The organism is Bradyrhizobium sp. HKCCYLRH2015, from assembly GCF_051168215.1.
Taxonomy (GTDB): Bacteria; Pseudomonadota; Alphaproteobacteria; order Rhizobiales; family Xanthobacteraceae; genus Bradyrhizobium.
Window position 1 is genome coordinate 318,206 of the sequence record NZ_JBNPUO010000011.1, and the last position, 12,731, is coordinate 330,936.

A 12,731-nucleotide genomic window follows, 5' to 3' on the forward strand; every position below is an offset into this window, starting at 1 on the left:
TGCCACTCTCTTGCACAGTTTCGGCGTGTTCCGCGTCGCGCTTGCAATGGACGCTGCGGGGCGTATATCAGCGCTTCCGCTGCGTCAGCGCATGCTAATCACATGCATGTCATGGTGACGCGAGACACGGACTTAAGTGGCCTGGGCTTCAGGAGAAAGGACACATCATGCGTCGTCACCGTCGAGCCAAGATCGTCGCGACTGTCGGTCCCGCGAGCAATTCTCCGGAGATGCTGAAAGCGCTGTTCCTCGCCGGTGTAGACACATTTCGTCTCAATTTCAGTCACGGCACGCAGGCCGATCACGCCAGGGTCCATGCCGCGGTCCGCGCCCTCGAGAAGGAGGTGCAGCGGCCAATCGGCATCTTGATGGATCTGCAGGGTCCGAAGATTCGTGTCGGCACGCTGCGCGACAAGAAGATCCAGGTCGAAGCCGGCGAGACGATTCGGTTTGTCCTCAACGGCACCGAGGGCGACAAGACGTCGATTCCGTTGCCGCATCCGGAGATCTTTGCGGCGGTCGCGCCCGGTCACGATCTTCTGATCGATGACGGCCGCGTGCGGGTGCGCGTCATGGGCCTCGGCGACGACTGGATCGAAGCCAAGGTGATCGTCGGCGGCGCGATCTCCAATCACAAGGGCGTCAATCTGCCGGGCACGATTCTGGAGCTGTCGCCGCTGACGGCCAAGGACCGCTCCGATCTTGCCTTTGGGCTCGACCTCGGCGTCGACTGGGTGGCGCTGTCGTTCGTGCAGAAGCCGTCCGACGTGCTGGAGGCGAGGGGCCTGATCAATGGCCGCGCCGGCATCATGTCCAAGATCGAGAAGCCGGCGGCGCTGGAGCGCATCGACGACATCATCCAGCTGTCGGACGCGATCATGGTCGCGCGCGGCGATCTCGGCGTCGAGATTCCCAACGAGGACGTGCCGGGCAAGCAGAAGGAGCTGGTGCGCGCCTGCCGGCTCGCGGTGAAGCCGGTGATCGTCGCGACGCAGATGCTGGATTCGATGGTCGCGACGCCGACGCCGACCCGCGCCGAGGTCTCCGACGTCGCGACCGCGATCTATGACGGCGCCGACGCGGTGATGCTGTCGGCGGAATCGGCCAGCGGGCAATACCCGCGCGAGGCGGTCGCGATGATGGACAGCATCATCAAGGCAACCGAGGGCCACAAGATGTACCGCTCCATCGTCGAGGCGACGCAGCCGGGCGAGGAGCAGACCGCACCGCATGCGGTGGCGACCGCCGCGGCCGACCTGGCGTCGGCGATCCACGCCAGGGCGATCGTGGCCTATACGTCGAGCGGAACTTCGGCCTCCCGCGTTGCGCGGAAGCGGCCGAGCCTGCCGATTCTGGCGATCACACCGAACGAGGACACCTCGCGGCGCATGTGCCTGTTGTGGGGCGCGCACAGCGTGCTGTCGCAGGACGTGCAGAACTACGAGGAAATGGTCGAGCGCGCGACCTTCTTTGCCATGCAGGAGGAGTTCGCGGAAGCCGGCGACCTGCTCGTCGTCGTCGCCGGCATCCCGTTCGCGCAGGCCGGCACCACCAACAATCTGCGCGTCGTCACTATGCCGAGATAGGAGGCCGATTTTCCCTGTTCGCGCCGCCCGCCTGTCGCCTGATTGTCGCACCGCGCTGGTATCGCGGGGCAGTGACGAAGGGCGTCGCGAGTCGTCGCACGAGCGGTGTCCGGTCGCGGTCCGGCGGGATGGGTTCTGCCGGTGCGGCCGTTCGTCATCGCAGTGTCATCAGGGGCTGTTAGGTGGGCGCGCATGGGACTTGAGACTGCTGGTGAAGAAAGCCCGGCTCGGCGCTTTCGGACGTTGTTCATCTCGGACGTTCATCTCGGAGCCCGCGGCTCGCAGGCCAATCTCCTGGTCGATTTCCTGCGGCACCATGATGCCGATACGATCTATCTGGTCGGCGACATCATCGACGGCTGGGCGCTCAAATCGAGCTGGCATTGGCCGCAGTCGCATAACGACCTGGTGCAGAAGATGCTGCGCAAGGCGCGCAAGGGCGCCAAGGTCGTTTACGTCCCCGGCAATCACGACGAGTTCCTGCGCGGCTACTACGGCACGCATTTCGGCGGCATCGACGTCGTCGAGAACATCGTGCACACCGGCACCGACGGCAAACGCTATCTCGTCATTCACGGCGACATTTTCGATCTGGTCGTGCAGAACGCGCGCTGGCTCGCCCATCTCGGCGACAAGGCCTATGATTTTGCGATCCAGATGAACCGGCTGGTCAACTTCTTCCGCCGCATGTTCGGCGTGCCCTATTGGTCGCTGTCGCAATGGGCCAAGCAGAAGGTCAAGAACGCGGTGAACTATATCGGCGCGTTCGAGACGGCACTGGCCTCCGAGGCGCGCCGGCATGGCGCTGACGGCGTGATCTGCGGCCACATCCATTGCGCCGTCATCCGCGACCAGGACGGCATCCGCTACATGAATTGCGGCGACTGGGTCGAAAGCTGCACGGCGCTGGTCGAGCACGAGGACGGCCGCTTCGAGATCCTCACCTGGACCGATCCGCAGCGGCAGCCGGCGCCGGTTCCGCAGCTGGCCGCCCGCGCCGCCTGACACCGGCTCCCTTGCCTCTCGGCAATCGGGCGCGGTAAAATCGGGGCATGACAGCTCATTCCCCGATCCTGCCCGTGACCGCCGCCGACATCGATGCGGCGGCACGCGTCCTTGCGCCCGTGGCCGTGCGGACCCCGCTGCTGCCGGCTCCCGTGCTCAGCGAGCGCTTCAAAGCGAACGTTTTCGTGAAGCCGGAGGTGCTGCAGCGGACCGGCTCGTTCAAGTTCCGCGGCGCCTACAACAAGCTGGCGTCGATCCCGCAAGCAGCGCGCGGCAACGGCGTCGTCGCATTCTCCTCCGGCAATCATGCGCAGGGCGTCGCCCATGCCGCCACATTGCTGGGCATGGACGCCACGATCGTGATGCCCTCGGATGCGCCGGCGGCCAAGCGCGAGCGCACCAAGGCGTTCGGCGCCGACGTCGTGCTCTATGATCGCGACCGCGAGGACCGCGAAGCGATCGCGCGCGACATCGCTGCAAAGCGCGGCTCGACGGTGGTGCCGCCCTATGACGATCCCTTCGTCATCGCAGGGCAGGGCACCGTCGGCCGCGAGATCGCCGACGACCTTGCTGCGCTCGGCCTGTCGCCGGATCTGGTGATTGTGCCTGCTTCCGGCGGCGGGCTGCTTGCCGGCGTCTCGACCGCGGTGAAGGCGCAGTTTCCGAGCACCCGGATGGTCGTGGCTGAGCCCAAGGGCTTCGACGACCATGCGCGCTCGCTGCGGGCCGGCCACCGCGAGGCCCACGATGCAAAGGGCCGAACCATCTGCGACGCGCTGATGGCGGCGATTCCCGGCGAGATCACCTTCGCGATCAACAGCCAACTTCTGTCGGCTGCGGTCGAGGCCTCGGATGAGGAGGTGGGGCGGGCGGTCGGCTTTGCCTTCCGGGAGCTGAAGCTCGTGGTCGAGCCCGGCGGGTCGGTCGGGCTCGCGGCATTGCTGGCCGGCCGGCTGGACGCGGCGGGCAAGACTGTGGTGATCGTGCTCTCCGGCGGCAATGTCGACGCTGAGCTCTACGCCCGGCTGATTGCCTGACGATCAAGCCTCAGCGAAAGCCGAGGCCGCCTCTTGCCGATCCTCCACCACCCATCCGCAGTCCGGACTGCGCGACGTGCGGCGCGCCCCGCGTCAGGCCGCCCTGCATCCCGCCTTGACCCCGCGCCATCGACGGATGCGACGCGTTGATGTTCGGCTTGAACGGTCCGGAATTGCCGGGGAAGGGACGCCGGACCTCGCGGGTGTCGAATGGCCGACCAGGACTGCGCTTCAGTGGGTCGCGCTGGATTTTCGTAGTCACGGGCGGATTTGCCGGCGGCATGATCCTGTCGCGCAATTTCGTCTGAGAGATCGGCCCGGGATCGACGACCTTGTTGGGAATCGCGTTGTTGACGGCATTGCCTTTCGTGACGACCGTGGGCGGCAGCGGCCCGCGCGGCGGCATGGTGGTGGTCGGCAGCTTCGGCTGCGGGATCTGGGCGCCCGGATTGAACGGTCGCGCGATCGGCGCCAGTTGCGGTGGCATGATGAGGCGGCTCGGTTGCAGCACGGGGATGGGCCGCGGCTGTCCCTGCAGCCGCAGCGCGACCGGCGCATATGGACTGTCGGCATAGGATTCACGGAAGCTCCGATAGGCGGCCGGCGAATTCGCCAGTACGGCCTCGTGCCACGCCGCGGCCTGCACGAGGCCGGCGAGCAGGGCGCGGATGCGGTCGGCGAGCGGATCGCGCGGATACATCGCGATGAACTCGCGATAATATTGCGGACGGTTCTCCGACAGCACGTAGTCATAGGCCTGCCGCACGGACCGGCTGGGCAGGTTGGCCGCCATCTGGATCACCGGCGCATTCTCGGCAGGGCGCGCGGCCGCGACCAGCGTATCCCCGAAGAAGGTGAAATCGCCGGTGAGCGAAGAGCTTTCCCACGGCGTCTGCCGGCCGTCGGTGGTCTGGTTGACCTGCAGACGGATGCGCTTGAACAATTGCTCGATCGGCAGGTTCGGCTGTCGCGCGAGGTTGAGGAAGGCCTGCGCATAAGGGCTGTGCTCGCCGCGGCCGTCGAGCGCCTCCGCGCCGGGCGAGGTCGAGTATCCGAGGATGGAGCCGTTCGGCGCGTCGACGATGGCAAGTCCGCGTCCGGCATCGTTGATGGCAGGGAATGGATTGTTGCGGCAGGCGTCCAGTACGACGATCCGCATGCGGCTCGGGATGGCGTCGAGCGTCGCCATCAGATCCACCAGCCGGATGGTCCCCGTCGTCAGGTCGGAGGGCGCCGAGATGCGGGCATCGATCGGGATCAGATAGTTCTCGCCCGCGAGCTGAACCCCATGGCCGGCGTAGTAGACCATTGCCACGGTATTCGGGCCGTGTGCTGCCACCCGGCTCGAAAAATCCTCCACGACCTTGAGCATCTCGTTCTGCGTCAGGTCGGTCGCCGTGATCACCTCGAAGCCGGCCGAGTTCAACAGCTTGGCAACAGCATGGGCGTCGTTGTCCGGGTTCTCCAGCGGCGGCGCGTTCTGATAGCTCGCATTGCCGATCACGAGCGCGACGCGTGGCTCGGCTCCTTGAGGGATCGCGGCGAGCGTGTTGCTCTCCCTTGCCGGTGAGGGAGCTGCCAGCGCGCGCGGTGGCGTGTGAAGGGTGTCGAGCTCACTGCCGGCGGCGAACGCCGAGCCCGGGCCGACCCAGGCCATCAGGCCCAGCAGCGCGGACATGAGCAGGGATTTCCAGGCGGACGTTACAGCGCGAAATTTCGGAACGGACACGGCGTTCTCCTCAAGCATGCGCAAAGCGAATGGCTTGAGAAGCAGGCTACGCAGATCACGCAGTGGCGTACGTGATCCGCGTCACCCATCAACGCGGCACCCTTGGTGCTCAGTGATCGAGGTTCAACAGGAGGTGGCCGAGATGCTCTCGGCCTACGAGAAGAATGCGATCTTCTCAGGCTGGGTCATGCGACGGATCGGTGCCAGCGAGTCATTGGCGGGCGCCTGTGGCCGCTGCAGAAGGCCGTTCGACAGGAGTGTCGATCCCAGCGACGGCTCGTAGGCAGGCTTGGGCATCGCGGATGCGCTGGTGCTGTGAGCCGCGGCAGCGGTCGGGCGGACCTGCTGGCTCGGCGCAACGTCGGCCTGCGGGGCCGCTGCGGGAGATTGAGCTGCGACCGCAGCCGCCACGGCGGCCAGGGTCTCGATGGTGATCGCCTCCGGAAGCGGTGGCGATACGGGCGCGCTGGGGATTGGCGCCGGGACTGGAGGCGATGCCATGCGCGGGGCCGCCGTGGGCGGGGCCGGCATCGGAGGGGCAGACATCGACGGGGCAGACACCGGCGGGGCAGACACCGGCGGGGCAGGCATCGTGGGCGCAGCCGGAGCCGGCGCCGCCGTGGCAACCGGGGCTTCTGCCGTGGTCAGCACGAGATCCGGCTCCGACGGCGCTGTCTCGCTGAAGCTCGCGACGATGTCGTCGTCGACCGAGGTCGGCTCCTCAATGTCGAAGCCGAGCGTCCTGACCCGGCTGAACTCCTCGTCGTCGATCGGGTCGAGGACACCCATCTCCGCCGCGACCAATTCCAGAATAGCTTCGTCTTCGGCTTCTGCGGCGGCGGCGTCATCCAGGGCCGCCGCGGCGTGCTGCTCGATCTCGAGCAGGGCTTCGTCCACCGACGGCTCCGTCGCAGCTTCCGGGGGCTGCACCACTGCCGCAGTTTCGGCGTCAACGATCCTGGCGTCGACTGCTGCGGCCGCCACGATCACAGCGTCATCAGCCGAGGAGGTCTCAACCACTTCCATCGCGGCCACCGCCGCAACGAGCGGAATGGCGATCTCGAGCGCTGCCTGGGACGCCTCGCTCTGTTCCGGTGCAGGCTCCGGCTCCGAGACCACCATCTCGGCGGACGGACTTGATGCGACATCAGGCGCTGGCGAAGCGGCGGCCTCGGCCGCCGGACTGATCTCGTCGGCCGCAGGCGGAACGCTCGCTTTCTCCGCCTCGAGCTCCTTCAGCCGCGTCTTGATGATCTCGAACGCCGCAAGCAGCGCGACCTTGGGGTCGGCGCTCGCAAGCTGATCGCAGGCGGCCTCGATCGATGTCACCTGCGAATCGATCAGGTCACAGATCCGGGAATCGGCGCCGATCTCGCGCCAGCGCCAGGAAATCTCCTTGATGATTCGGATGCCCTTGCGCACCGGCGCCAGGTTCTGCTCGAGGGCCATGCGGTCGACCGCAGAGGCGGCGGCCAATGCGGCGTCTTCGACCGTGGCGCGGATCGCGGCGAGCGCTTCGGGCAGCGCCTTGCTGTCCGCCTGCTCGAATTCCTGCTGCTGCTGACGCTGCGAGGCAAGAGCGTGCTCGATGCGGGCGACGGCGTCGAGCACCATGCTGGTGTCAGCATTGCGGTTGCGCTTGGCATATTCACCGAGGAACCAGCGGCCTCGGGACGTCTCCATGAAGGCGTCGCGGATCGCCTCGTAATCGGCCTCGTTCGGCTGAGCCGCACGGGCGGATATCGGCGAGAGGGCGAAGACTTCATCGACCATGGCAAACCTATCGCGCACATTGCTGCGCGTTGGCATAACGATCACCATGATATTGATCGAATCGCAATTGAATTGATGCCACTGTCCCGACAAATCTCCACCACATCGCCGGTATTGTCGCGCCGATTCGCGGACAGGTTGGGGCTGTTCTATGGCGCGGTGTTCATGCTGTCGGGCACGCATCTGCCGTTCTTTCCCGTATGGCTACGGGCGATCGGGCTGGATGCCGCATGGATTGGCGTCATCATTGCGGTTCCCGCCGTAACCCGCTTCACCGTCCTGCCGCTGATCACTGCGGTCGCCGAGCGCCGGCAGGCCCTGCGCACCGCGATGGGGCTGGCCACCTTCGCAACGGCATCGGGCTTTGTGGTTCTTGCCTTCCAGCGCGAACCCTGGCTGGTATTCCTGGTCTACGTGGCGACCTGCTGCCTATGGACACCCGTTGTCCCGCTGACGGACGCCTATGCGCTTCGTGGCGTGATGAGCTATGGCCTGAACTACGGTCGCCTGCGGCTGTGGGGATCGGCGGCCTTCATCGCTGGAACGCTGCTGTGCGGCGGGCTGGCCGATCTCGCGCCGTCGTCCGAGCTGATCTGGATCATCGTCTCGGTTGCGCTGTGCGGTGCGGCAAGCAGCCTGCTGCTGCAGGCGCTGCCGCCCTTGCCGCAAGGCGCCGGCCCGTCCCGGGACGGCCGCAGTCTGCTGGGCAATCCGAGCTTCCTCTGCATCATCGCAGCTTCGGCGCTGATTCAGGCCAGCCATGCGGCCTACTACACGTTCTCCGCCATCGAGTGGAAGGCGCAGGGCTTCAGCGGGCTGACCATCGCTTGGCTCTGGACCATGGGCGTGCTCGCCGAGATCGTCGTGTTTGCCCTGTCGCCACGGTTCACGCTGGCGCCCGCCAGCCTGGTCATGATCGGTGCGATGGCGGCCGTGCTGCGCTGGAGCCTCACGGCGCAGGAGCCGCATGCGGCGGGGCTCGCGGCGGTCCAGATCAGCCATGGCTTCACTTTCGGGCTGACGCTGGTCGGAACCATGGGGCTGCTGGTGCGCCAGGTGCCGGCGCATCTGACCGCGCGCGGGCAGGGCTATTATGCCGCCGCCAGCGGCGTGGTCGGCTCGGCGGCGTCGGCCCTCTCGGGGCCGGTCTATGCGGCCTATGGCCCCGGCGTCTACTACGTGATGGCTGCGATGGCCGGAGCGGGCGGCGCGCTGATGTGGCTCGCGCGCCGCGGCGTCTCGCTTCAGCCCCACAACGCCTGATCGGGCGGATAGACCAGGCTGTCCTCGTAGTGCAGGCCGTGCTCGCAATCCTCGGCGAGCAGCAGCGGTCCGTCCAGATCGACGAAACGGGCGAACGGCGTCAGCAGCATGGCCGGCGCCATCGACAGCGACGTCGCCACCATGCAGCCGACCATGATGTCGAAGCCGAGCGCGCGCGCGGCATCGGCCATGGCAAGCGCCTCGGTGAGTCCTCCGGTCTTGTCGAGCTTGATGTTGACGGCGTCGTAGCGCCCACGCAGCGCGTCCAGCGAGCTGCGGTCGTGCACGCTCTCGTCGGCGCAGACGGCGAGCGGGCGCGCGATCCTTCCGAGCGCTTCGTCGTTGCCTGCGGGCAGCGGCTGCTCGACCAGCGTGACGCCGGCGGCGGCGCAGGCTGCGAGATTGGATTCCAGGACGGCCTCGGTCCAGGCCTCGTTGGCGTCGACGATCAGTTGTGACTGCGGCGCCGCGGCTCGCACGGCTGCAATCCGCGCCGGATCGCCGTCGCCGCCGAGCTTGATCTTGAGCAGCGGGCGGTGCGCGGCCTTGGCCGCAGCTTTGGCCATCACATCGGGGGTCCCGAGCGAAATCGTGTAGGCCGTGACGCACGGCGCCGGTGCGCGGCGTCCGAGCAGGTCCCAGATGCGCCGGCCGTTTCGTTTGGCTTCGAGGTCGAGCAGCGCGCAATCGAGCGCATTGCGCGCCGCGCCCGGCGGCATCGCCGTCTGCAGGGCGTTGCGGTCGAGACCAGAGGCGATCGCATCGCGCATCGCGAGCAGGGCGCTCAGCGCCGCATCGGGCGTTTCGCCATAACGCGGATAGGGCACGCATTCGCCGTGGCCAACCATCGTCCCGTGTCGCAGCTCCGCGATCACTGTCACGGCTTCGGTCTTGACGCCGCGGCTGATCGTGAAGCTGCCGGCGATCGGCCAGTGGCCGATCCGGGCGTCCAGTATTGGAAAACCGTTGGAAGTCATTTGAAAGTCTGGCGCTTTGTGAACCGGAATGAGGCGCTTGGGACTTGCGCGATGTGACCGACTATGGCTGTTGATAGTGGTCTCCGGCAAGGTGGTAGCGACGCGGTGGGATTTTTCTCGTCAAGGAGCGGACGTCCAAGGCTCCGAGGATGGCCGTCGTGAAGGGCGGCCCTGATCTGCAGCGCAGCGGCGATGGCAACGCGCTGTCGCTGCGCGCGACCGGCGCCTGGACTGCGCCCTTTGCGCCGTCGCTCGAACGGCTCGTCGCCGATGCCGAAAAGCTCGCCGGCAAGAAGATCGATGTCTCCATCGACGTCTCCCAGGTGTCCAAGCTCGACACGTTCGGCGCCTGGCTGATCGAGCGGCTGCGCCGCAGCTTCACGACCGGAACCGTCGAGGTCCGGATCGATGGGCTCTCTGCGAACTACGCCAGCCTGGTCGACGAGGTTCGCCGCGTCAGCACCGCGCCCAATGGCGACGCGACGATGGTGACCATCACCGGCATGCTCGGCCAGATCGGTCTCAGTGTCGCCGGCATCTTCGGCACGGTCGCCGCACTCGTCGACATGCTCGGCGCCGTGATCGTCGCCAGCGGCCGGGTCCTCATTCATCCCCGCAGCTTCCGACTGACCTCGACCATTCATCATCTCGAGCAGGTGTGCTGGCGTGCGGTGCCGATCATCGTGCTGATCACCTTCCTGATCGGCTGCATCATCGCTCAGCAGGGCATCTTCCATTTCCGAAGGTTCGGCGCCGACATCTTCGTCGTCGACATGCTCGGCGTGCTGGTGCTGCGCGAGATCGGCGTGCTGCTTGTGGCGATCATGATCGCCGGCCGGTCGGGCAGCGCCTACACGGCCGAGCTCGGCTCGATGAAGATGCGCGAGGAGATCGACGCGCTGCGCACCATGGGCTTCGATCCGATCGAGGTCCTGATCCTGCCGCGCATGCTGGCGCTGGTGATCGCGCTGCCGATCCTGGCCTTCCTCGGCGACATCGCCGCGCTCTATGGCGGCGGGCTGGTGGCCTGGTTTTATGGCGGCGTCGATCCCGAGGCCTTCCTGCTGCGCCTGCGCGATGCGATCTCGATCGATCATTTCAAGGTTGGCCTGCTCAAGGCGCCGGTGATGGCTGCCGTGATCGGGATCGTCGCCTGCGTCGAAGGACTGGCCGTGCAGGGCAGCGCCGAGTCGCTGGGGCGCCACACCACTTCGTCGGTGGTGAAGGGCATCTTCTTCGTCATCGTGATGGACGGCGTGTTCGCGATCTTCTTCGCCGCGGTCGGGATGTGAGCTGAGATGGTGCAGCAGGTCTCCGATCCCATCATCCGCGTGCGTGACGTCACCGTGCAGTTCGGCAAGACGCGCGTGCTCGACGGGCTCGACCTCGACGTCAAGCGCGGCGAGATCCTGGGCTTCGTCGGTCCCTCTGGCGCGGGCAAGTCGGTGCTGACGCGCACCATCATCGGCCTGGTGCCGAAGCTGTCGGGCAACATCGAGGTGTTCGGCGTCGATCTCGACGCCGCCGATCGTGCCGGCCGCCGCGCCGTCGAGCGGCGCTGGGGCGTGCTGTTCCAACAGGGCGCGTTGTTCTCCTCGCTCACGGTGCGGCAGAACATCCAGTTCCCGGTCCGGGAGTATCTCAAGGTCTCGCAGCGTCTGCTCGACGAGATCATGATCGCAAAGCTCGTGATGGTCGGATTGCGGCCCGATGTTGCTGATCGTTTCCCGAGCGAGCTGTCGGGGGGCATGATCAAGCGGGTCGCGCTGGCACGCGCGCTCGCGCTCGATCCGGAACTGGTGTTCCTCGATGAGCCGACCTCGGGACTCGACCCGATCGGCGCCGGCGATTTCGACGAGCTCGTCCGGACCCTGCAGCGCACTTTGGGACTGACGGTTTTCATGGTAACCCATGATCTCGACAGCCTGTATACGGCGTGCGACCGCATCGCCGTGCTGGGCGACGGCAAGATTATCGCCGCGGGATCGATGGCCGACATGCAGGCCTCGGAACATCCGTGGCTCCGACAGTATTTCCACGGCAAGCGTGCCCGAGCCGTGATGGGGTAGCGCGACGCGCCCCAGGGACGATTTTTGTGAGCGGGAGTGGGGACTGCCGCGACAAAGTTGATGGGGTGGGTGCCGCTGTCCGGCGCCAACCGACAGTGCGCGGAAGCGGGGGCTGGATGACCGCCGTGACGTGCCGGTACCGGAGTTGGTAATGGAAACGCGGGCGAATTACGTCCTGATCGGGTCGTTCACGCTGGCAGTGATTGCCGCGGCGATCGGGTTTGTCCTCTGGTTTCAGAGCCTGCACACGACCAAGCAGCGCAGCCCGCTGCGGGTCGTGTTCGAGGGGCCGGCCGCGGGTCTGCGCAACGGCGGCAGCGTCAACTTCAATGGTATCCGGGTCGGCGAGGTCATTTCGGTCAAGCTCGACAATCCGCGCCGCGTCGTGGCGCTGGCGATGGTCGAGAACAACGCGCCGATCCGCAAGGACACCCTGGTCGGGCTCGAGTTCCAGGGCCTGACCGGCGTCGCCGCGATCTCGCTGAAGGGCGGCGAGGAGGCTGCGCCGCCGCCGCCGCTCGACGAGGATGGCGTGCCGGTGCTGCGTGCCGATCCGACCCGGCTGCAGGACGTGACCGAAGCGATCCGCGCCACCTTGCAGAACATCAACAAGGTCGTCGCCGACAACCAGGACGCCGTAAAGAACTCAATCAAGAATCTCGAGGTGTTCACCCAGTCGCTGGCCCGTAATTCCGAGCGCATCGATGGCGTCATGAGCCGGGTCGACGGCATCATGGGCAAGGCCGATACCCTGATGCTCGGTCTCAACACGCTGGCCGGCGGCAAGGATGGCGGCGAGCTGTTCCTGACGGTGAAGTCGATCCGCGAGCTCGCCGAGGATCTGGACAAGCGCTCCGGCGCGCTGATGGCCGATGGACGGCGTACGCTGTCCGACATCAGCCGCGCCGTGAACAATTTCGACCGCAATCCGACCCGGGTCCTGTTCGGGGCCAGCAACTCCAGCCCGAGCAACGCCCAGGCCTCGCAGCCGGCGCCCGCGCCCTCCGCCAGCGGACGGCGGTGAGGCCTTGGCGAATAGCGAACGGGGAATAGCGAATAGGGTGCGTGAGCTCTCCTGCCGCGCGCCGCTGGTGGCTCCTTGGTCGGTGCGTCGTCGTCTCGTCTGACGGACCGTGACGTCCGAGTCCTGGGCGACCTCGACTGCAGGATGCGCCACCCAGCGCCAGGCCTTCCTGTCCGGTTGAGCGGAAGCGGGGCGGGAACGAGCGAAGCCGGAAAAAGCGTTGCTGGACCTGCAAAAGCAAAACGGAGGCCTCGCGGCCTCCGTTTGT

Annotated in this window: 10 protein-coding genes; 7 read left to right on the top strand and 3 right to left on the bottom strand. The window is 66.6% G+C overall.

Annotation, left to right across the window (positions count from 1 at the left end):
* Positions 1-167 precede the first annotated feature (167 nt).
* The 3 genes from pyk (at position 168) to ACQR1H_RS28090 (ending at position 3,628) form a co-directional block, all read left to right on the top strand.
* A complete protein-coding gene (gene pyk, locus ACQR1H_RS28080) occupies positions 168-1,586 on the top strand; it encodes a pyruvate kinase (protein WP_316239278.1) in 1,419 nt (472 codons plus the stop codon).
* A gap of 192 nt (positions 1,587-1,778) precedes the next feature.
* A complete protein-coding gene (locus ACQR1H_RS28085) occupies positions 1,779-2,591 on the top strand; it encodes a UDP-2,3-diacylglucosamine diphosphatase (protein ID WP_315804339.1) in 813 nt (270 codons plus the stop codon).
* A gap of 47 nt (positions 2,592-2,638) precedes the next feature.
* Positions 2,639-3,628 (top strand): threonine ammonia-lyase, encoded by a 990-nt coding sequence (locus ACQR1H_RS28090; RefSeq protein WP_316216873.1) that lies wholly within the window; start codon positions 2,639-2,641, stop codon positions 3,626-3,628.
* 10 nt (positions 3,629-3,638) lie between these two features.
* Here the strand turns inward: ACQR1H_RS28090 and ACQR1H_RS28095 are convergent, their stop codons facing one another.
* Complete coding sequence (locus ACQR1H_RS28095) at positions 3,639-5,357, bottom strand: caspase family protein (protein ID WP_434908519.1); 1,719 nt, start codon at positions 5,355-5,357, stop codon at positions 3,639-3,641.
* Positions 5,358-5,510: 153 nt separating this feature from the next.
* Positions 5,511-7,130, bottom strand: a complete 1,620-nt coding sequence (locus tag ACQR1H_RS28100) for a hypothetical protein (protein ID WP_316182976.1) — start codon at positions 7,128-7,130, stop codon at positions 5,511-5,513.
* A gap of 75 nt (positions 7,131-7,205) precedes the next feature.
* Here ACQR1H_RS28100 and ACQR1H_RS28105 point away from each other — a divergent pair, with 75 nt between their 5' ends.
* A complete protein-coding gene (locus ACQR1H_RS28105) occupies positions 7,206-8,393 on the top strand; it encodes an MFS transporter (protein WP_315804335.1) in 1,188 nt (395 codons plus the stop codon).
* On the opposite strand, the gene dgcA is transcribed toward ACQR1H_RS28105, so the two are convergent.
* Entirely contained in the window at positions 8,375-9,370 is a 996-nt protein-coding gene (gene dgcA, locus ACQR1H_RS28110) for an N-acetyl-D-Glu racemase DgcA (protein ID WP_316239272.1), read from the bottom strand. The two genes, ACQR1H_RS28105 and dgcA, sit on opposite strands and share 19 nt — an antisense overlap.
* 158 nt (positions 9,371-9,528) lie before the next feature.
* On the opposite strand from dgcA, the gene ACQR1H_RS28115 reads away from it, so the two are divergent.
* The 3 genes from ACQR1H_RS28115 (at position 9,529) to ACQR1H_RS28125 (ending at position 12,463) form a co-directional block, all read left to right on the top strand.
* Positions 9,529-10,662 carry an ABC transporter permease gene (locus tag ACQR1H_RS28115; protein ID WP_316216886.1) on the top strand — a complete coding sequence of 378 codons (1,134 nt, stop codon included), beginning with the start codon at positions 9,529-9,531 and terminating at the stop codon, positions 10,660-10,662.
* Between the two features lie 6 nt (positions 10,663-10,668).
* Positions 10,669-11,439 (top strand): ABC transporter ATP-binding protein, encoded by a 771-nt coding sequence (locus ACQR1H_RS28120; protein WP_315804333.1) that lies wholly within the window; start codon positions 10,669-10,671, stop codon positions 11,437-11,439.
* A gap of 151 nt (positions 11,440-11,590) precedes the next feature.
* Complete coding sequence (locus ACQR1H_RS28125) at positions 11,591-12,463, top strand: MlaD family protein (RefSeq protein ID WP_315804332.1); 873 nt, start codon at positions 11,591-11,593, stop codon at positions 12,461-12,463.
* The last annotated feature ends 268 nt before the right edge of the window (positions 12,464-12,731 follow it).

What these genes read in the sequence shown, in the direction of transcription:
- pyk (WP_316239278.1), top strand. Translation starts at nt 168, where the DNA reads ATGCGTCGTCACCGTCGAGCCAAGATCGTCGCGACTGTCGGTCCCGCG.
- ACQR1H_RS28085 (WP_315804339.1), top strand. Translation starts at nt 1,779, where the DNA reads ATGGGACTTGAGACTGCTGGTGAAGAAAGCCCGGCTCGGCGCTTTCGG.
- ACQR1H_RS28090 (WP_316216873.1), top strand. Translation starts at nt 2,639, where the DNA reads ATGACAGCTCATTCCCCGATCCTGCCCGTGACCGCCGCCGACATCGAT.
- ACQR1H_RS28100 (WP_316182976.1), bottom strand. Translation starts at nt 7,130, where the DNA reads ATGGTCGATGAAGTCTTCGCCCTCTCGCCGATATCCGCCCGTGCGGCT.
- ACQR1H_RS28105 (WP_315804335.1), top strand. Translation starts at nt 7,206, where the DNA reads ATGCCACTGTCCCGACAAATCTCCACCACATCGCCGGTATTGTCGCGC.
- dgcA (WP_316239272.1), bottom strand. Translation starts at nt 9,370, where the DNA reads ATGACTTCCAACGGTTTTCCAATACTGGACGCCCGGATCGGCCACTGG.
- ACQR1H_RS28120 (WP_315804333.1), top strand. Translation starts at nt 10,669, where the DNA reads ATGGTGCAGCAGGTCTCCGATCCCATCATCCGCGTGCGTGACGTCACC.
- ACQR1H_RS28125 (WP_315804332.1), top strand. Translation starts at nt 11,591, where the DNA reads ATGGAAACGCGGGCGAATTACGTCCTGATCGGGTCGTTCACGCTGGCA.